Source organism: Providencia sp. PROV003 (assembly GCF_045040775.1).
Classification (GTDB): domain Bacteria; phylum Pseudomonadota; class Gammaproteobacteria; order Enterobacterales; family Enterobacteriaceae; genus Providencia; species Providencia huashanensis.
Window position 1 is genome coordinate 1,031,413 of record NZ_CP096369.1, and the last position, 19,775, is coordinate 1,051,187.

Annotated in this window: 17 protein-coding genes and 4 tRNA genes; 15 read left to right on the forward strand and 6 right to left on the reverse strand. The window is 41.4% G+C overall.

Annotation, left to right across the window (positions count from 1 at the left end; all coding sequences use genetic code 11):
- Positions 1-5: 5 nt before the first annotated feature.
- From rfbA to M1F14_RS04705, 12 genes are all read left to right on the forward strand, one after another.
- Positions 6-887: a glucose-1-phosphate thymidylyltransferase RfbA gene (gene rfbA, locus M1F14_RS04650; RefSeq protein ID WP_048605787.1), complete on the forward strand. Its 882-nt coding sequence runs from the start codon at positions 6-8 to the stop codon at positions 885-887.
- Entirely contained in the window at positions 865-1,605 is a 741-nt protein-coding gene (rffC, locus tag M1F14_RS04655; RefSeq protein WP_166687219.1) for a dTDP-4-amino-4,6-dideoxy-D-galactose acyltransferase, read from the forward strand. The genes rfbA and rffC overlap by 23 nt, the downstream gene beginning before the upstream one ends.
- Positions 1,592-2,722: a dTDP-4-amino-4,6-dideoxygalactose transaminase gene (gene rffA / locus M1F14_RS04660; protein ID WP_042845881.1), complete on the forward strand. Its 1,131-nt coding sequence runs from the start codon at positions 1,592-1,594 to the stop codon at positions 2,720-2,722. Before rffC ends, rffA begins: the two co-directional genes overlap by 14 nt.
- Positions 2,722-3,972 (forward strand): lipid III flippase WzxE, encoded by a 1,251-nt coding sequence (gene wzxE / locus M1F14_RS04665; protein WP_181468831.1) that lies wholly within the window; start codon positions 2,722-2,724, stop codon positions 3,970-3,972. The genes rffA and wzxE overlap by 1 nt, the downstream gene beginning before the upstream one ends.
- Positions 3,969-5,051, forward strand: coding sequence for a TDP-N-acetylfucosamine:lipid II N-acetylfucosaminyltransferase (locus M1F14_RS04670; RefSeq protein WP_042845878.1), 1,083 nt, complete (start codon positions 3,969-3,971; stop codon positions 5,049-5,051). Before wzxE ends, M1F14_RS04670 begins: the two co-directional genes overlap by 4 nt.
- Positions 5,048-6,403: an ECA oligosaccharide polymerase gene (wzyE, locus tag M1F14_RS04675; RefSeq protein WP_042845876.1), complete on the forward strand. Its 1,356-nt coding sequence runs from the start codon at positions 5,048-5,050 to the stop codon at positions 6,401-6,403. Before M1F14_RS04670 ends, wzyE begins: the two co-directional genes overlap by 4 nt.
- 9 nt (positions 6,404-6,412) lie before the next feature.
- Complete coding sequence (wecG, locus tag M1F14_RS04680; RefSeq protein WP_042845875.1) at positions 6,413-7,165, forward strand: lipopolysaccharide N-acetylmannosaminouronosyltransferase; 753 nt, start codon at positions 6,413-6,415, stop codon at positions 7,163-7,165.
- Between the two features lie 223 nt (positions 7,166-7,388).
- Complete coding sequence (locus M1F14_RS04685) at positions 7,389-8,765, forward strand: amino acid permease (RefSeq protein WP_042845874.1); 1,377 nt, start codon at positions 7,389-7,391, stop codon at positions 8,763-8,765.
- A 167-nt stretch (positions 8,766-8,932) separates the two neighbouring features.
- Positions 8,933-9,009 (forward strand) — tRNA-Arg (locus tag M1F14_RS04690).
- 78 nt (positions 9,010-9,087) lie between these two features.
- Positions 9,088-9,163 (forward strand) — tRNA-His (locus tag M1F14_RS04695).
- Positions 9,164-9,178: 15 nt separating this feature from the next.
- Positions 9,179-9,264, forward strand: a tRNA-Leu gene (locus tag M1F14_RS04700).
- A 46-nt stretch (positions 9,265-9,310) separates the two neighbouring features.
- Positions 9,311-9,387 (forward strand) — tRNA-Pro (locus M1F14_RS04705).
- A gap of 766 nt (positions 9,388-10,153) precedes the next feature.
- Here the strand turns inward: M1F14_RS04705 and M1F14_RS04710 are convergent.
- Positions 10,154-10,381: a hypothetical protein gene (locus M1F14_RS04710; protein ID WP_042845873.1), complete on the reverse strand. Its 228-nt coding sequence runs from the start codon at positions 10,379-10,381 to the stop codon at positions 10,154-10,156.
- Positions 10,382-10,727: 346 nt separating this feature from the next.
- On the opposite strand from M1F14_RS04710, the gene M1F14_RS04715 reads away from it, so the two are divergent.
- The gene (locus tag M1F14_RS04715) at positions 10,728-11,525 is read left to right on the forward strand and encodes a DUF1460 domain-containing protein (protein WP_042845872.1); all 798 of its coding nucleotides are present in this window, start codon (positions 10,728-10,730) and stop codon (positions 11,523-11,525) included.
- A gap of 134 nt (positions 11,526-11,659) precedes the next feature.
- Here M1F14_RS04715 and hemY read toward each other — a convergent pair whose 3' ends face one another.
- Genes hemY through hemC form a run of 4 tightly spaced genes read right to left on the reverse strand, consistent with a single transcriptional unit; the run spans position 11,660 to position 15,791 of the window.
- Positions 11,660-12,853: a protoheme IX biogenesis protein HemY gene (hemY, locus tag M1F14_RS04720; RefSeq protein WP_042845871.1), complete on the reverse strand. Its 1,194-nt coding sequence runs from the start codon at positions 12,851-12,853 to the stop codon at positions 11,660-11,662.
- A gap of 2 nt (positions 12,854-12,855) precedes the next feature.
- Positions 12,856-14,091 (reverse strand): uroporphyrinogen-III C-methyltransferase, encoded by a 1,236-nt coding sequence (hemX, locus tag M1F14_RS04725; RefSeq protein ID WP_048605790.1) that lies wholly within the window; start codon positions 14,089-14,091, stop codon positions 12,856-12,858.
- 3 nt (positions 14,092-14,094) lie between these two features.
- Positions 14,095-14,850 (reverse strand): uroporphyrinogen-III synthase, encoded by a 756-nt coding sequence (locus M1F14_RS04730; protein ID WP_042845868.1) that lies wholly within the window; start codon positions 14,848-14,850, stop codon positions 14,095-14,097.
- Positions 14,847-15,791 carry a hydroxymethylbilane synthase gene (gene hemC, locus M1F14_RS04735; RefSeq protein WP_042845867.1) on the reverse strand — a complete coding sequence of 315 codons (945 nt, stop codon included), beginning with the start codon at positions 15,789-15,791 and terminating at the stop codon, positions 14,847-14,849. The genes M1F14_RS04730 and hemC overlap by 4 nt, the downstream gene beginning before the upstream one ends.
- A gap of 668 nt (positions 15,792-16,459) precedes the next feature.
- On the opposite strand from hemC, the gene M1F14_RS04740 reads away from it, so the two are divergent.
- Complete coding sequence (locus M1F14_RS04740) at positions 16,460-19,033, forward strand: class I adenylate cyclase (protein WP_042845864.1); 2,574 nt, start codon at positions 16,460-16,462, stop codon at positions 19,031-19,033.
- 16 nt (positions 19,034-19,049) lie between these two features.
- On the opposite strand, the gene cyaY is transcribed toward M1F14_RS04740, so the two are convergent.
- Complete coding sequence (cyaY, locus tag M1F14_RS04745) at positions 19,050-19,367, reverse strand: iron donor protein CyaY (protein WP_042845862.1); 318 nt, start codon at positions 19,365-19,367, stop codon at positions 19,050-19,052.
- Positions 19,368-19,583: 216 nt separating this feature from the next.
- On the opposite strand from cyaY, the gene M1F14_RS04750 reads away from it, so the two are divergent.
- On the forward strand, positions 19,584-19,769 hold the full coding sequence (locus M1F14_RS04750) for a lipoprotein (protein WP_042845861.1): 186 nt from the start codon (positions 19,584-19,586) through the stop codon (positions 19,767-19,769).
- The last annotated feature ends 6 nt before the right edge of the window (positions 19,770-19,775 follow it).

Genomic DNA, 19,775 nt, shown 5'->3' on the forward strand with positions numbered 1-19,775 from the left:
AAAGTATGAAAGGTATTATATTAGCAGGAGGGTCGGGGACGCGATTGCACCCAATCACTCGTGGCATTTCTAAACAGTTATTGCCTATCTACGATAAGCCCATGATTTATTACCCGCTATCAGTACTGATGCTAGCGGGGATCCGTGAGATTTTAATTATCTCGACACCTGACGATTTACCCATGTTCAAACGCTTATTAGGTGATGGACATGAATTTGGTATTGAGTTGAGCTATGCGGAGCAGCCATCACCGGATGGTTTAGCACAAGCCTTTATTATTGGTGAAGAATTTATCAATGGGGATTCATGTTGCTTAGTGCTGGGTGACAATATTTTCTTTGGTCATTCATTTAGCCCGAAATTAAAAACAGTCGCGCAAAGGCAGCAGGGGGCAACCGTATTTGGCTACCAAGTCATGGACCCTGAACGTTTTGGTGTGGTGGAGTTTACTGATGATTTTAAAGTGCTCTCCATCGAAGAAAAACCTAAAAAACCAAAATCTAATTGGGCTGTTACAGGGTTATACTTCTACGACCAACAAGTCGTTGAATTTGCTAAGCAAGTAAAACCTTCTGAGCGTGGTGAATTAGAAATCACTTCAATTAACCAAATGTATTTAGAACGCGGTGAGTTGAATGTTGAGCTATTAGGACGAGGTTTTGCTTGGTTAGATACTGGTACGCATGACAGCTTAATTGAAGCGGGCACATTTGTACAAACTGTTGAAAAACGTCAAGGTTTTAAAGTTGCTTGTTTAGAAGAAATAGCATGGCGTAATGGCTGGCTTACTGATGAGCAAGTTCAGGCTTCAGCAGAGCAACTGAAAAAAACCGGTTATGGGCAATACTTAGAGGATTTATTACGTGTCCGTCCGCGCCAGTATTGATAGTTTGCAATGGGAGAGCGATTTTTTTCAACGCTCGACCGCAAAATTAAATTTCACGGGGGAAAACTCCAATATTATTCTTGCTTATCAAATGGATAAGTTTGATATCGTACAGGCTAAAGTCACGGCGTCTGAAACGGGGCTAATCGATGACTTAGCAAGTATGGGGTTTTCTTTTGTTGAAGGTGAAATTGACTTTGCTCTCACTATTGGCACAGAAAATGCTTATCTTAAAGCAGGTTTAACAGCGGCAGATAATATTGTTACAGCGCAAGTGGATGATATCCCTGCACTGAAACAAGCTGCTGCTTCTGTCTTTAGCAAAAGTCGCTTCCGAGCACCTTGGTATAATGAAGGTGATAGCGGGCGGTTTTATGCTTTATGGATAGAAAAATCAGTACTTGGTACGTTTGATCACACTTGTTTATTAGTTAAAGACGCATCTGGCACAATTTTAGGGTTTGTGAGTTTACGCCATCTTGATGCAGACACAGCACGTATTGGGCTGTTAGCGAAAGTGCCAGAAGCGACAGGGCAAGGAGTGGGTCGTAAGTTGATGTCAGCCGCATTTGATTGGTGTGTACAACACCAAAAAAGACAGTTAAATGTTGCCACTCAAATCAGTAATGTTGCTGCATTAAATCTTTATTCACGTAGTGGTGCTGCCATTGCAAGCACTGCATATTGGTTATACAGGGGACAACATGATTCCATTTAATAAACCGCCAATTGTAGGTACTGAATTAGAGTATATGAAACAAGCCATGGAAAGTGGCAAACTGTGTGGTGACGGTGGTTTTACTAAACGTTGTGAAGAGTGGATGGAAAAACGTTTTGACTGCCCGAAAGTTCAATTAACACCCTCTTGTACTGCTTCATTAGAGATGGCGGCGATTCTAATCGATATTAAGCCGGGCGATGAAGTGATCATGCCTAGTTTTACGTTTGTATCAACATCAAACGCATTTGTGCTGCGCGGCGCAAAAATTGTTTTTGTTGATATCCGTCCAGACACAATGAATATTGATGAAACTAAAATTGAAGCGGCGATTACAGAGCGTACGCGAGCAATCGTGCCAGTTCATTACGCAGGTGTAGCCTGTGAAATGGATACCATCATGGACATTGCCAAAAAGCATGATTTATTCGTTATTGAAGATGCCGCACAAGGTGTGATGTCAACCTACAAAGGTAAAGCGCTGGGTACCATTGGCCATATCGGTTGCTATAGTTTTCATGAAACCAAAAACTACTCTTCGGGTGGTGAGGGTGGGGCAACATTGATAAATGATAAAGATTTAATCAATCGTGCTGAAGTGATCCGTGAAAAAGGGACCAACCGTAGCCAATTTTTCCGTGGGCAAGTCGACAAATATACTTGGCGTGATATTGGCTCAAGCTATCTGTTATCCGACTTACAAGCTGCTTACTTGTGGGCTCAATTAGAAGAAGCTGACAAAATTAATGATCGCCGTTTACTGCTTTGGCAACGTTATTACGACGCGCTACGACCTCTGGCAGAAGCAGGGCGTTTAGTTTTAGCCACAGTACCGGAAGGTATGAAACATAATGCCCATATGTTCTACATTAAGCTTAAGGATGTGGAAGAGCGTACGGCGTTTAATGACTATATGAAATCTCACGGTATTTTGACTGTATTCCATTATGTGGCATTGCACACGAGCCCTGCGGGCTTGGAGTTTGGTCGTTTTCATGGTGAAGACCAATATACAACGTCTGAAAGTGACCGTTTAGTACGCTTACCGATGTTTTACAATATGACAGATGACGAGCAACAAGTCGTCATTGAGCGAATCAAAGCGTTCTTTGCCTAATGTCGTTAGCTAAAGCATCGGTTTGGACTGCTGGCTCTACCCTAATTAAAATTGGGGTAGGCCTGTTAATTGTCAAATTATTTGCTGTCTCGTTTGGCCCTAGTGGCGTCGGGCTGGCGGGGAATTTCCGTCAGTTAATTACGGTACTAGGGGTACTATCTGGTGCAGGGATCTTTAATGGTGTCACAAAATATGTGGCGGAACATCATCAAGACCCACAGAAACTGCGTGCAGTACTCGGGACGTCATCAACGATTATCCTTGGTTTTTCGACCTTATTGGCGATTGTTTTTTTACTTTGCAGTGTGCCAATTAGTGTAGCGCTATTTGATAGTGAGAAATATAGCTCTGTTATTCAAGTAGTTGCCTTGATTCAAATGGGGATAGGTTATTCAAATTATTTCTTGGCTATTCTAAAAGGCTATAGGGACGCATCTGCTAATGCATTAGCGATTATTTTAGGTAGCATAATTGGGGTTTTTGCCTATTATTTATGCTATTTAGTGGGTGGCTACGAAGGGGCACTCGCAGGGTTAGCATTGGTGCCAGCATTGGTCGTATTACCTGCGGCTGGTATGGTTATTAAACGCAAACAGTTTGCGTTGTCATCGCTAAAACCTGCATGGGACAAAGCGATTGCGACTAATTTGGGTAAATTTACCGTCATGGCAATGTTAACTGCGGTGACTTTGCCAGTTGCCTATATCATGATGCGAAATTTACTGGCCCAAACCTATAGTTGGGATGACGTTGGCTTATGGACAGGGGTTACTACTATCTCTGATGCCTATTTGCAATTTATTACCGCCACATTTTCGGTTTATTTGCTGCCAACATTATCTCGTTTGCAGCATAAAAGTGAAATCTCAGCAGAGATCATCAAAGCATTGAAGTTTGTCTTACCCGCAGTGGCCGTAGTGAGTTTCACAGTTTGGTTATTGCGTGACTTTGCGATTTGGTTGCTATTCTCTGAAAAATTTATAGGAATGAGAGACCTTTTTGCTTGGCAGTTAGTTGGAGATGTACTGAAAGTAGGGGCTTATGTATTCGGCTATCTAGTGATTGCCAAAGCCGCATTACGTTTTTATGTTTTAACTGAAGTGAGCCAGTTTGTGCTATTGATGGTTTTTGCACATTGGTTTATTCCAGAGCATGGCGCTGTTGGGGCCACGCAGGCATATATGGCCACCTATATTGTATATTTTACTCTCTGTTGTTGCGTATTTTTGATTTACCGTAGGCGAGCATGACAACCTTAATACATGTACTGGGATCAAACCTCCCACACCATAATCAGACGGTATTGACGTTTTTTAATAACGTAATTTGCCAAGAAATGGCACCGTCAACAAAACCGCATTTTATGGTCGTAAGTGATGATGCGCAGCTTGCTGACGCATATCCACAGCTCGAAATAGAAGTTTTTAGTAGTAAAAAGTCGGTTGCTAATTGCGTGATCCAGCGGGCAAAAGCTGAGCGCCGGACCCGGTTTTTCTTCCATGGGCAATTTAACGCACCAATTTGGCTAGCATTGCTATTTGGCCAAATTAAATCCCATCAGTTTTGGTGGCATATTTGGGGTGCTGATCTTTATGAGGAATCTAACTCATTAAAGTTTAAATTGTTTTATATTCTGCGCCGTTTGGCTCAGAAAAAAGTCGGCCATGTTGGGGCAACACGTGGCGATTTGTGTTATTTCCATCAATCGAATCCGAAAGTGCCTGCATCGGTCTTGTATTTTCCGACTCGAATGGACCCTGCATTGACGATTACTGAGCGTAAGCCCCGTGAAGGTGAGCAATTAACTATCTTACTCGGTAACTCAGGTGATCGTTCTAATCGCCATGTAGAGGCTCTGAGCGCGATTAAACAGCAATTTGGCGATAAGGTTAACGTTATTGTCCCAATGGGCTACCCAGCGAATAACCAAGGTTATATACAGCAAGTCGAACAAGCAGCAAACAGTGAGTTCACCGCAGGGCAAGTGCAAATTCTAAAAGACCGTATGGAATTTGATGATTACCTTAATTTGCTGAAGTCTTGTGACCTTGGCTATTTTATTTTTAATCGCCAACAAGGTGTGGGGACGGTCTGTTTACTTATCCAGTTTGGGGTTCCATTTGTGATAAGCAGGCAAAATACATTTTGGCAGGATTTAACTGCGCAGAATGTACCTGTATTTTTCTATGGTGATGAACTGACAACCTCGCTGGTGGATGAGGCTCAACGTCAAATGAGCTTACTTGATAAACAACATATTGAATTCTTTGCTCCTAATTTCACTGAGGGTTGGAAAGATGTTCTCAGTGCCGCGGAGGAGCGAGCATGACACATGCAGAATTAGGTGGCTTAGCATTTGTCTACCTGATATCAATTATTTTTATTGGTACTTTGCTTTATAAAGAGTTTGTGCGTGTTCGCTTTAATTTCAATATTTTCTTTTCAATGTTGTATTTATTAACATTTTATTTTGGCTTTCCGCTAACTTGCGCTTTGGTATTCCAATTTGATGTCGCAGTGGTACCGGCGGATTATTTGCTTTATGCACAGTTAGCTGCGACCAGCTTTTATGCAATCTATTACGTTGCCTATAAAACGCGGATTTCGAAGCGTACAGAGGTATCAGGGCGTGCTCTGTTTAGCATGAACAAAGTTGAAACCAATCTAACGTGTATGCTGTTGATATTAATAGCTGTAGTAACAGTTGGTATCTTCTTCATGCAAAATGGTTTCTTATTGTTTAAGTTGAAATCTTATAGCCAAATCTTTTCTAGCCAAGTGTCCGGTGTCGCACTAAAACGCTTTTTCTATTTCTTTATTCCTGCGATGTTGATCGTTTATTTCTTACGGCCAACCCAAAAGCGTTGGGTATTCTTCCTTGTGAGTACCGTTGCCTTTGGCTTTTTAACGTATGTTATCGTGGGTGGAACAAGAGCGAATATTATCATCGCTTTTGCTTTGTTTTTATTCATCGGTATCGTGCGTGGTTGGATCACCTTGTGGATGCTAGCTGCAGCAGGGGTAGCTAGTATTGTTGGTATGTTCTGGCTTGCCCTTAAACGTTATGGCCTTGATGTGAACGGAGCAGAAGCTTATTACACTTTTTTATATTTGACCCGAGATACTTTCTCACCGTGGGAAAACTTGGCTCTGCTACTCAGCCATTATGATGAAATGGATTTCCAAGGCCTTGCGCCAATTATCCGTGACTTCTATGTTTTTATCCCATCTTGGGTTTGGCCAGAACGGCCAGATACCGTTTTGAACTCTGCTAATTATTTTACGTGGGAAGTGCTAAATAATCACTCAGGACTGGCGATTTCACCGACGCTTATCGGTTCTTTGGTCGTGATGGGCGGTGTGATTTTTATTCCGCTGGGCGCGATAGCCGTTGGCTTAATTATAAAATGGTTTGACTGGATTTATGGCATGAGCCTAAAAGAACCGAACCGTTATAAAGCCGCCATTATGCAGGCCTTTTGCTTCGGCGCCATCTTTAACATTATTGTTTTAGCGCGAGAAGGGGTCGATTCTTTCGTCTCACGAGTGGTTTTCTTCTGCTTAATATTTGGACTTTGTCTGATTTTAGCAAAATTATTGTATTGGCTATTTGAAACTGCGGGGCTTATCCGCATAAAAACAGCTTCTCTTTTGAGAAGCCAACAGCGTGAAAGTCGCTAAAGGAGTATCATGGAACCGTTATCAACTCAGGCTTCATCCGTTCCACAATATTGCATTCGTGGTCATAATATTTGGGGCTTCAAAAATATGGCCCATTTTTTAGATTATTTGTTTGCAGATGGAGAAACCAAAACGGGAACGCTAGTTGCGATTAATGCGGAAAAAGTGATGATCGCTGAAAAAGATACCGCGTTAAATACCTTACTAGGCCAAGCAGAGTACTTGTATGCTGATGGTATTAGTATCGTACGTGCTATTCGCCGTAAATACCCACAAGCGGACGTTTCTCGTGTTGCAGGTGCCGATTTGTGGGAAGGCCTGATGGAAAGAGCAGGAAAAGAAGGCACTCCCGTTTTTTTAGTCGGTGGGAAACCTGAAATTTTAGAGCAGACAGAAAGTAAGCTTCGCGCTCAGTGGAACGTGAATATTGTCGGGTCTCAAAACGGTTATTTTACTGCAGAAGAAAGGGATGCGTTGTTTGAACGTATCCATGCGAGCGGTGCGAAAATAGTGACTGTTGCAATGGGCTCTCCAAAGCAAGAAATTTTCATGCGTGACTGCCGACAGGTACATCCTGAAGCTTTGTATATGGGCGTGGGAGGTACTTATGACGTGTTTACTGGTCATGTCAAACGCGCCCCTAAAGTATGGCAAAACTTAGGGTTAGAATGGTTATATCGTTTGTTATCTCAGCCATCACGGATCACTCGTCAATTTAAGCTGCTGAAATTTTTAGGCTACTATTACGGTGGTAAGTTGTAACTCTTCCAATAAAGAGACTTGCGTAATTGCTGGTCTCTTTCTTCAAATATTTCTATAATCCCTCAAAAATTAAAGCAATAACGTCGGTTTGTGCTCAATTTTCCTCACAATATGTTTTTAAAATTTGCCTAACTGACATTTTTCGACTGATTACAGTGGTGATGACTACTAAGCTTTAATTAACGCTGTAATTTAACCATGGTAATTTTTGACAGGGGTATTTATGGAAAATCCACAACAGGGACTTCAGCGTGGGCTAGAAGCTCGCCATATCGAGCTTATTGCACTTGGTGGAACCATTGGTGTTGGGCTGTTTATGGGCTCAGCCAGCACGTTAAAATGGGCAGGGCCTTCTGTTCTATTAGCCTATATCATCGCGGGTATTTTTGTTTTTTTCATCATGCGCTCGATGGGAGAGATGCTATTTCTTGAGCCTGTCACGGGGTCTTTTGCTTCTTTTGGTTATAAATACCTTAGCCCATTTTGGGGATGCCTGACTGCTTGGGGTTATTGGTTTATGTGGGTTGCCGTTGGGATCTCAGAAATCACCGCAATCGGTTTTTATGCGGAATACTGGTTTCCTGAGGTACCACAATGGGTTTTTGCTATTATTGCAGTGGTATTAGTTGCTTTAGCAAACTTAGCGGCTGTACGTTTGTATGGGGAATTAGAGTTTTGGTTTGCTATGATCAAGGTCACCACGATTGTGGTCATGATTTTGATTGGTTTAGGGCTAATATTCTTTGGTATTGGTAATAACTTTGAACCTATCGGTTTAGGGAACTTAACAGAGCATGGGGGCTTTTTTGCTGGCGGCTGGAAAGGTTTTCTATTTGCTTTGTGCATTGTTGTAGCTTCATATCAGGGTGTTGAATTAGTAGGGATTACAGCAGGGGAAGCGAAGAACCCCAAAGTCACGTTGAAAAAAGCCATTAATAATATCTTATGGCGTATTTTGATTTTTTATGTAGGGGCGATTTTTATCGTTGTTACGCTTTTTCCTTGGACTGAAGTGGGTCAACAAGGAAGCCCATTTGTTTTGACCTTTGCAAAAGTTGGTATTGTCTCTGCGGCAGCAGTCATCAATTTTGTGGTGTTGACCGCTGCGTTATCAGGTTGCAATAGCGGTATGTATAGCGGTGGGCGGATGCTATACGCATTGGCACAAAATAAACAATTACCAAGTTCATTTTTAAAACTCACAAAAAATGGCGTTCCTGGGCGTTGTGTGGGCTTTACTATCTTGTGTCTGGTTGCAGGCTCTAGTCTCAACTATATTATTCCAAACCCTGAGAAGGTATTTGTGTATGTATATAGTGCTAGTGTTTTGCCGGGGATGGTGCCATGGTTAGTGCTTCTTACTAGCCAGATCCGCTTTCGCCAGCAAAATAAAGAAAAGCTTGAGGGGCACACTTTCAAGTCGATACTATTTCCATGGGTGAATTATGCCACATTACTTTTTCTGGCTTGTGTGTTGATTGGAATGGCGATTAACCCAGATACACGCTTGTCATTAATCGTAGGGGCAATATTTTTATTGGTGGTTTCGGTTCTTTATTTTTTAATTCGCTGGGTGAATAGAGAAAATCAACAGGCCTAGCTAAAGTATTTTGGGGTATTTTTAGCGGAAATTGGTTGTCTGAGGGGGTGAATATGCTCTCTTTCTCAGCGAAATGGATAAAAGGCAAGCAATCGATATTTTTATTTCAAAAAGGACTAGACAGCGAGAGGATAAATCCGTACTATCCTCTCCCGCAACGGCGTTAAGCGCCCGTAGCTCAGCTGGATAGAGCGCTGCCCTCCGGAGGCAGAGGTCTCAGGTTCGAATCCTGTCGGGCGCACCATTTTTAGTACGCCGCTACGGTTGGCAAAATGACGTTGTATGTAGTAGAATAGCAACGCTTTGAAAAAGTGAAGTTATGGTGGCTATAGCTCAGTTGGTAGAGCCCTGGATTGTGATTCCAGTTGTCGTGGGTTCGAGTCCCATTAGCCACCCCATTTTTTTGTGACATTGCGAGGGTGGCGGAATTGGTAGACGCGCTAGCTTCAGGTGTTAGTGTCCTATGGACGTGGGGGTTCAAGTCCCCCCTTTCGCACCACGAAAAAAGATAACTAATGCTATAAAAATCAGTACTACAAAAATTTCGGCGAGTAGCGCAGCTTGGTAGCGCAACTGGTTTGGGACCAGTGGGTCGGAGGTTCGAATCCTCTCTCGCCGACCAATTTAAAGAACCCCGCTTAATAGCGGGGTTTTTGCTTTTTATTGCCTGGTCTTTTTATTGGCTTCTTTGTCAAAACTTCTTTTCTTTCCCCTTCAGTTGGATCACTTTTGTTGATTGTGTTTTCACATAAGTTTTTTTAAAACAGGTAATATTTTGGAACTGTGAGAATTGCTATTTAACTTATTGTTTTTTCTTGAGAAGAAGATAAGTGTCGTGATCTTGATACAACCCTCTACTTACTTGTCTCCAAAAGGAGACATTTTAATCATTGATTTATAAGAAAAAATAAATAATGAATTTATGATGTCTCTAAATTGAGACAAGCAGGTGTAACGAAATATGAGAAGGGACACTCATAGAGAGAAATTATCTAGCTAGGTTGGATTGATGATTAAAAATAGCGAGTCAATCCGAGGGGTAGAGAGAAATAAAAAAAATAGGCCCAAAAATATAGCTTTTATAAAAGTTGGCACGCATCCTGCATTATTATAGATGTAGATGCTCATCTCACTTCTTATGACAGCAAAGCTTCATAAACCCAGAGATGACGCAAAGCCGATTATCGGTGCCTATTGTCCAACTTAGATGATCAAGAGCTCATCCTCTTACCATCAACGAACGGGCGAAACGTTGAGTGAGGCACCATCCGTCTGTAGACCTGATTGTATTTTACACCTGCCTTGTGCAGGTGTTTTTTTTTCTGCAATACAAGCGACTTAGCCCCTTTACTGAAAACGTGAAAGAGGCTGTTAAACAAGATAAGAGACTATTTTTTGCCTTTACTAAACCATTTGCTGAACCAGCGAGTAATGTAGGTATAGCAGAGGATGATGAACGTAATAATAAAAATGTCTTTACTGAGGTCTTCTGTATTAAAGCCAATAAATAGGATAAAAACAAAAGGCGATAAAACTAGCAGAAGAAGATCAAAAAATATTTGTAAACGGTTTGGACTTGCAATAACCCAACGCCAAATAGTTTTAATTACATTCATATAGATATCCCACATTCATTCAAGCCAAGATGTATATTATGCTTTATACACTATGTATTTCCTTTATGACATAGTAATCACAAAATTTGTTTATACCTTGGCACATAAGTGGTTTTATTTTTTTATGATTATGTCACCTAGCGTGATATTTGTATTTTGTTTCTTTATTTTTGACAGTGTAAAACATTCGTTTGAATTAAAGTGAAACGCTGTTATTTTTCGCTTAAAAATACACATTATTAGTATTTAAATTAAACCTTAAATAAACAATTTCTTACTTTACCTTGTCAGTAAAAATAAATCATCTTTAACTGATGATTCATTTTCCCAAGGAAAGGTATTTAAAATGAAATTTTTATTTTTTGCATTGCTTTCTTTTTGTGCAGTCTCTTTTTCATCAACTAACCAGCCAAATTATTTATTAGATATGAGTGATGATTCTAAATTAGCATTGGATCAGATTATTCATAAAGTAATAATACCAAATCAAGGTCTACCCTATGGCAATCTTATTGATCAAGTTTCTAGTATTTTTCTGGGGATGCCGTATGTCGCCAACACATTAGTTGGTGGACCAAACGTCAGTGAAGTACTTGTTGTTAATTTAGAAGGTGTTGACTGTTTTACTTATCTGGATTATGTCGCGGCACTAAGCAAATCAAACAGTAGGAATACGTTTTTAAGCGCCCTTGTGAATACGCGTTATAAAGACAGTGATGTTGCTTATTATAAAAGAAAACACTTTTTTACTGACTGGTATGCGGTATCACCACAAAATGCGACAGATGTGACAGCATTAATTAGCTCTGAGTCGGTTACAGTTGAAAAAAAATTAAATCAAAAAGCAGATGGTAGTGAGTTTATTAAAGGATTAGGTATTCACTCAAGAAAGGTAACCTATATTCCTACTCATGCAATTAATGAAATGGTTCTTAATAACTTAAAAACAGGCGATTATATTGGTATTTATTCACCAATTAAGGGGTTAGATGTTTCCCACACAGGTATTGTGATTAGAAAGGATAATCAGGTTTTGTACCGAAATGCATCATCACTTTCAAAGAATATGAAGGTTGTTGATACAAACTTCCTAGAATATATATCCTCCAAGACGGGTATTATCGTTCTTCGTCCTATTATCTAATTGGATATATGGGGCTAACAAATATGAATTAGCCCGTTATTTTACTTAACGATAAACTAACGGGTAGGTTTGTATACTAAATAAAATAGCCCCTAAGGTAACTTCTTGGGGGCTATTATAATTAATATAGCCTTTTATGAACGCTCTTGGTTCAATGAGTGTATTAAGGCCTCTTGGCGAATTTTTGCTGCTTCATTCGGTTTATGTAATTTGTCGAAAGCATCAGCTAACCATGATGCATCTTGTACATCAAAACGTTGAGCTAAGGCAGCTTTGAAATAAGTTTCTGCTTTATCCCATTGAGCATGCTGCAGTGACAAAACCCCCAATGTACTGTTTAGTAATGGCGTTGCCCCATTTTGCTTTTGCAGATGTAAAAGCGTTTTTTCAATAATTTCAGGGTGTTCGCTATTAAGCTTCGGCACTAACAATAACAAGCGCTCATCATATTGCTGCTTTAAGCCGTCAATGATCATTTTTTCAGCACTGTTAATGTCGCCACATTCAATTAAGTGTTCTGCTAAAAAAGCCTGCAATGCAGTTTCATGGCGGACGCGACGAGGCTGAGCTTTCCACCAAGCCTTCAAGCCATCACTCCCACCTTCAGCCATACATTGGTTCATTAACCCTTTGTAAGCTTTCAGTTTTAATGCGTCTAACTCGTCTTCAGTGTGTAATTGTACTTTGGCCATTACAGGTAATAATTCGATCAGTGCTTGGTAAGCCCCTGAACGTAAATAAGCTTGTTCGGCTAGGCGTAAAACCTCTGGGTGCCTCGGTGCTTTATCGAGAAGTTTATCAATGCCGTTACGAGCCGCGTGTACTTCGCCTTCAGCTAATTGGATGCGAACGCGACTAATATCAACAGGGAGTTGATCATTACCTGCGGCTTCTGCTGCCCTATCTAAGTATTGGTGGGTACGGTATTCATCACCGCGCTGTTGCGCCGCCTCTGCTGCCATTAAATAGTTGATTACAGGTTGTTGGGAAAAATCAGCATGCTTGCTCATCAATTTTTCAACCTGCTCAAAATCACCTTCAGCTAACTTGAGTAGGGCTTTTTGCGTTTGGGTGTGTGCTTTATGATATTTACGACCACTTACCCAACCTTTAGTCCGTGATGTGGTGCTCATAAAGCGGCGGTAACACCAACCAAGAAATAGCAACACGAATTGGAGTAAAATAAAGCCCAATATCAGGCTCGTTACACTGGTTGTAATGTCGTAGTTATCGGTGCGAATAAAAACATAGCCTTGGTGACCGGCTAATAGTGGCCCTAAGATGACACCTGCGATAAGAACAATAAATAGGAACAGTACCTTAATCATTGTTACCCCCTATTTCCAGCAGGCTCAGTTGACTCAAAAGGGTGTGGTGTATCTGCTGGTTCTGCTTTTTGTGTCTCAGTCGCGGGAACTGCGGCATCTGCTGCTGCATCAACAGCACCATCATTTGCCTTAGTATTGTCAGAGGATTGAGCAAGTAAGCTACGCACTCGCGTTTGCATAACTTTCTCTAGCTTTTCTTGGCTTTCTAAGGCGTCAGGCATTTCAACATCAATCGGTTGATTAATTAGCTCGTCAATGGTTGATAAGAACGCTTTCGTTTCCGGCGCTTCAGTATCAAAATAAGCTCTTACCCATGTTGAAGCCTGCTCAAGCGACTGTTTGTATGTTTCTTCTTGGAAGCGAGGAACGGCTTGAGCTGCGATTAGCAACTGTGAACGAATGTTTTCACGAAGGTAAATGTCTTGATTTGGGGCTAGTAGTGGTGCTTCAGAACCGTCACGAGCCCTGACGGTGATGAAATCGTTAGTGAAGCTTTTCCAACTACGAGATAAGTTTTGTTGCCAATCAGAAATGTCATCACTGACTTCGGCATTATCTTCATTTTTAGCATCACCACTGTTTAAGTCGGCTAAACGTAAGTTATCAACGTCGTTACTGAGTTGGTTTAGGCGTAAGATAATACCGTCATAGTCGACTTGATTGATGGCGGCTAATTTTGCCATGTCATTGTTAATTGACTTGCGAATATCGAGCAGACTTGGGTCGTTCATTTCAGCCAAACTAGAGTCTGCACTTTTTAATAGGACAGCTGCTGTGACAGGGTCGTGGTCGTTCCACAGTTTTCTTCCTGCCATTTTTACCATAAAGTCAGCTTGTGCAATCAGCCAGCTTTTAACATCACTACTGGAAAGGGCAGTCACGTGAGCTTGCAGTTCTTGCATGCGACGATTGAGCCTATCTTCATACTCGCGAGATTGGTTTTTCATCTCAGTATTTGCGGTAATTAGGGCATCTAAACGTTGTCTATCTGAATTTTGTTGTTCGATTAAATCACTCAATTGCTGTTTTAGTTCATTGTTTTCATTTACTAAAGTTGCATTGTTTTGTTGAGTGAAATAATAAAGACCACCACCAATGGCGATGATAATAGCGATAGCAATTACTCCGCCAATGAGACCAGAACGTTTTTGTTCCGAAGAGGTTTTTTTTTCGGAGTGCTGTTGTTTTGCACCTGTTTCTGGGGTAACCGTCTCGGTTGTTTTATCGTGTTCCGTCATAAATTAGCATCCCATGTCGGTTGAAATTAATGCTTCTAATAAAGCATTATTATCTGCACTATTAGCTACACAGACCCTCTGCCATCCAGCTTGGCGAGCTTGATCTGCAATCCGTTCACTGACAACGAGTAAGCGGCGGGTAAACCACCAATTTTGATACTCTTCAGCGATTAATTCTTCTAGTAAAGCTAACATTTGGCCACTGGTTATCACAATGTCAGTGATATCAACTTGAAACCATTTGCGATTAAATTCGTTTTTTTCGTAAGGGATTGGGTGCCTTGCATAACATTCACAATAGTCGACTTGCGCACCTCGAGCCCTTAATGTTGAAGCAAGAAGTTCTCGGCCACCATTTCCACGCAATAAAAGGGCGTGTTTCCCTTCGAGAAACTGGAGATCAGGAAGCGTGAGTAGCACTTCGCTGGTTTCCCCTTGTTCAGCCCAATGGGCTGGCTTCCCGGTTACTTTCTTGAAAAACTGGGCGGTAGAGCGACCAATACCATAGTAAGATAGCTTATCTGACCAGTTACGTCCCATTTGTTCAAGTGTTAAATTTGCGTACTCGACTGCATTTTTAGATAAAAGAAAGACTAAGTCGTTTGTATTGAGGTGATCAAGGCGTGAAACTAGCGTGTTTAATTCAGCGCCTGGTCCAATACTGATCAAAGGGGAAGAGTAGGCTTCTCCCCCTTTAGCGGTGATTGCCGTTATTAGCTCCGAACCTGTGGGTTCAGGGCGTGTAACAAGAACCCTCATGCAGGTGGGTTCCCGTTATAAACTTCGGCTAAAATTTCCCTTGCACCGCGTTCGAGGAGTTCTTCCGCGAGTGATACACCCGCTTGGCTTGCTTCATTTGGGGCGACAAGCCTTTCTCCACGAATAATAATACTCCCATCAGGTGCGCCAACAAGAGCACGTAGCCATATTTTGTCGTCTTGCCAAATAGCATAACTACCAATAGGGACTTGGCAGCCCCCTTCTAAACGCATATTCATTGCGCGTTCAGCAAGAACACAAATAGAAGTCGTATCATTATTAAGCTTAGCGAGCAGCTCTCGTGTAACACTATCGTTTAATCGACACTCAATGCCAACGGCCCCTTGACCAACAGCAGGGAGACATTGTTCCGGTGCAAGAGCTGTGCGTATACGTGCTTCTAACCCTAAACGTTTTAGCCCTGCTACCGCTAAGATAATGGCGTCATATTCACCATTATCGAGTTTAGATAACCGTGTGCCTACGTTACCGCGGAGATCCCGAATGACTAAATCCGGACGAAGTTCTCTTAATTGGCATTGGCGACGTAAGCTAGATGTCCCAACGATGCTGCCTTTTGGCAACGCATCAAGATTGTCATAGTGGTTTGAAACAAAGGCATCTCGAGGGTCTTCGCGTTCACAAATAGTGACTAGGCCCAAGCCTTCAGGAAATTCAACAGGAACATCTTTCATTGAATGAACGGCAATATCTGCACGCCCTTCTAATAAAGCCAGTTCAAGTTCTTTGACAAACAAGCCTTTCCCCCCCACCTTTGCGAGCGGAGTGTCAAGGATGATATCCCCTTTTGTCACCATCGGAACCAGCTCAACCTGCAAGTTAGGATGTAATTGCTCTAGCTTATCTTTGACAAAATGCGCTTGCCATAAGGCCAAAGGGCTTTTGCGCGTAGCAATGCGCACAATATTTGTTGATGTCATTTTACTGTTTTCTCTAGCGAAGAACGCCGTAGATTAACCATACAATTGACGTTAGTTTTAACATGTTAAGGATATTTTTTCCAGCTGAGCTCAAAGCCACCGCTGCGTGGCTATCTTAGTGTTTGCTGTTGTTTGGTTCATTCCACTACATTCTTTACCCACCTTCACTTACTCAACATGAAATTCGGCCCATACACTGACAAATCGTGATGTTACTTTTCGATGGTCTCTTGATAAATATTTTCCGGTGATGCGTGCTAACCAAAGAATTATTTTAGCTTTTCGTGCTGTTTTTTTTGTTGGGTTACCTGTAGGTTTCATCTGTTCATGTTGAAGCGTTCAAGCATAGATGCTGCATGTATTACGCTTACATGGCATTTTACATAGTGGTTTTGTTGTTCAATTTGCATCAAAAGTATTATTCCATTGAAAAACAAGGGATATTCTGATGCATTAAAAAATAAAAACCTTTTTATACAATATGTTGAAAAGCATTTAGTATCAAAAATAAGCACGTAAAATAATGTGATCTACTTTACCCTTTTGCTGCAAGGTGTTAAATTGATCACGTTTCCGACAATTCATTTGAAAACTTTTTTAAATCTATCTCTATCTGTTGGGTGCTGGGAAATTCCCAGATTTGTATTACATTCAGTCAGGCGTAACTCTTGTATCTCTATATTGAAACCTTAAAGCAAAGACTTGATGCGATAAACCAATTACGGTTAGAGCGCGCAACAGCATCTATGAGTGAAACCTTTTCGAAGGTTTATAACCTGCTGCCTGTCTTGTTTCATTATCATCATCCAATGATGCCTGGTTTTATTGAAGGTAATGTACCCCATGGCGTCTGCTTTTTCTCTCCAGATACAGAACAAATGAAGTGGTTGGGGCAATTTGAACGCTTCCTACCAATCGAAAAGCCCACTAATGGTGAATTACCCATAACTGGGATTTATTCAATGGGCAGTACCTCCTCTGTAGGGCAAAGCCATTGTTCAGATATCGATGTTTGGGTTTGTCACCCTTCTTGGTTAGATCACGAAGAAAAACGTTTTTTACAAAAGAAATGCACATTAATTGAACAGTGGGCAGCGTCTTTAGGCATTGATGTAACCGTTTTTCTAATCGATGAGAATCGTTTTCGCCATCATGCGAGTGGGCATATAGGCGGGGAAAACTGTGGTTCAACGCAACATATTCTATTGTTAGATGAGTTTTATCGTACTGCGGTTCGAATGGCCGGCAAACGCTTATTGTGGGCGATGGTACCTGTTGAAGAAGAACAACATTATGATGAATATGTTATGGGGTTATATGCACAAGGTGTATTAACGCCAAATGAGTGGTTGGATTTAGGCGGATTGAGTGAACTTTCAGCCGCAGAATACTTTGGTGCAAGCTTGTGGCAACTTTATAAAAGTGTTGATTCCCCTTATAAAGCAGTATTAAAAAGTATCTTATTAGAGTCTTATTCATGGGATTATCCTAATGGCAAACTACTGGCTATGGAGTTTAAACGCCATTTACATGCCGGTGAAATCGTGTGTTATGGCTTGGATTCCTACTGTTTAATGCTTGAACGCGTCACAAGGTATCTTGTTGAAATTAACGACTTAACTCGTCTTGACCTTATACGTCGTTGTTTTTACCTTAAAGTGTGTGAAAAACTTTCTGAAGAAGATAGCAATGCTTTTTCTGGTTGGCGTCGAGATGTCTTATCCCAATTGGTGGCATCATGGGGCTGGGGAGCAGAACGTTTAACAGTACTAGATACACGCAGCCAATGGAAAATTGAGCGTGTCCGTGAAGCGCATAATGAGCTACTCGACACCATGATGCAAAGTTATCGTAATTTAATTCGCTTTGCGCGGCGAAATAATTTAAGCGTTAGTGCAAGCCCACAAGATATTGGGGTATTAACTCGTAAATTATACGCAGCCTTTGAAGCGCTTCCGGGTAAAGTGACGTTAGTTAACCCTCAGATTTCACCGGATTTAAGCGAAGAGCACCTCACTTTTATTTATGTGCCAGCAGGGCGTGCAAATCGTAGTGGTTGGTATTTGTACAACCAAGCCCCGAATATTGATGCGATTATTGGGCACCAGCCTCTGGAATATAACCGTTACTTAAATAAATTAGTGGCCTGGGCATATTTTAATGGCTTACTAACTGAAACGACACAAGTTTATATGCATAATGGGCAGTCGCAGTGTGACGAAAGAAAACTGCTTGAACTTATGCATGACGTCTCAAATCATTTCCCAATTAGGTTGCCGGCTCCAACACCAAAAGCGCTATATAGCCCCTGTGAAATTCGCCACCTTGCAATAATCGTTAACCTAGAAAAAGACCCGACTCAAGTTTATTCAGAGCAAGTGGTTCATGTCGATTTTAGGAAATTAGATATTTTCAGCTTTGGCGAGTCACAGCAGTGTCTCATTGGTAGTATTGATTTGTTGTATCGTAATTCATGGAATGAGGTAAGGACGCTCCATTTCAGCGGTGAGCAGTGTATGCTAGAAGCGTTAAAAACGATTTTAGGTAAAATGCACCAAGACGCTTCACCACCGGAAGCTGTTGAGGTCTTTTGTTATAGTGAGCACTTACGGGGGCTTATTCGTACTCGTGTACAGCAATTGATATCGGAATGCGTAGAACTGCGTTTATCAAGTAATAGTAATGACCCTGGGCGCTTTAAAGCGCTCCGCATAGCAGGGCAGACTTGGGGGCTGTTTTTTGAACGCCTGAATGTCTCAGTACAAAAACTAGAAAATGCGGTTGAATTCTATGGCGCAATTTCCCATAACAAGTTACATGGCTGGCCGGTCAAACTTCAGGCAAAAAGTGATAACCATTTGCCAGCTGTTGTTGATGGTTATGCGAGTGAAGGGATTGTACAGTTTTTCTTCGAAAATACGGCGGATAACACAGGTTTTAATATTTACGTATTAGATGAAGCTAACCGTGTGGAGATTTACTCTCACTGTGAAGGTTCCAAAGAAGACTTGGTGCGTGATGTCAGTAAGTTCTACTCCTCCTCCCATGACCGCTTTACTTATGGTGCTAATTTTATCAACTTCAATTTACCGCAATTTTACCAAATTATTAATCATGACGGTAAAAACCAAGTGGTTGCCTTTTCGGGCGCAACGTGGCCATTTACATCAGAGGATGATGACGAAGTGGGGCATGATATGCATTTAAGCCAATCAGGGCACCCACAAGCGCATTACTTTTAGTGATAGTTGTTTAAAACTAGAACGAAAATGGCTGTTGGCTTTGGAAAGCAATGGCTTCCGCTAACTGGTTTTTAAATTCATTGCCAGAACGGTCACAGACCCATTCCCCTTGTTTGTAATCATAATGGTATCCGCCTTGTTTGGTCGCTAGCCAAATTTGGTGAAATGCCTCTTGTTTGTTGATGATGATTTTGCTGCCATCTTCAAAACTGAGAGTCATAACACCGCCATTTATCTCACAATCGATATCGGCATCACCATCGTAATTGTCCAAATGCTCTTCAATAGAGCCCAGTAGCGCTTCTGCTAGCTGGTGAAATTCACTGTCATTCACGGTTAAAATCCTGTTTGCTCACAATTAGTTAATTAAAATTATAGGAGGGATCAAGCATTGGGGTCAATCTCAGTGCGCTGACTAAAAATTTCAGATTAAATTTAGCCTAGAGTATATAATATAAGCATGCTTGATAAACAGACGTGATTTGCTAGGTCACTCCTGTTATTGTGTAAAATATCAGATGTCAAAAGTTAGTATCACAGGCGAAAAAGAATGAAAAAAAGTTTATTTGGGCTTAGTGCACTTGTTATGTTATTTACCTTATCTGGTTGTGGCTTGAAAGGCCCTCTTTATTTCCCGCCGGAAGAAACTGTTGCTCCTGCTCAGGCGCCTGATGTGCAACCAACAGCGCCAAGCAGCTCAACCGAAGAGCCTGCTACAACAAATCATAACCAGTAAGTTGCC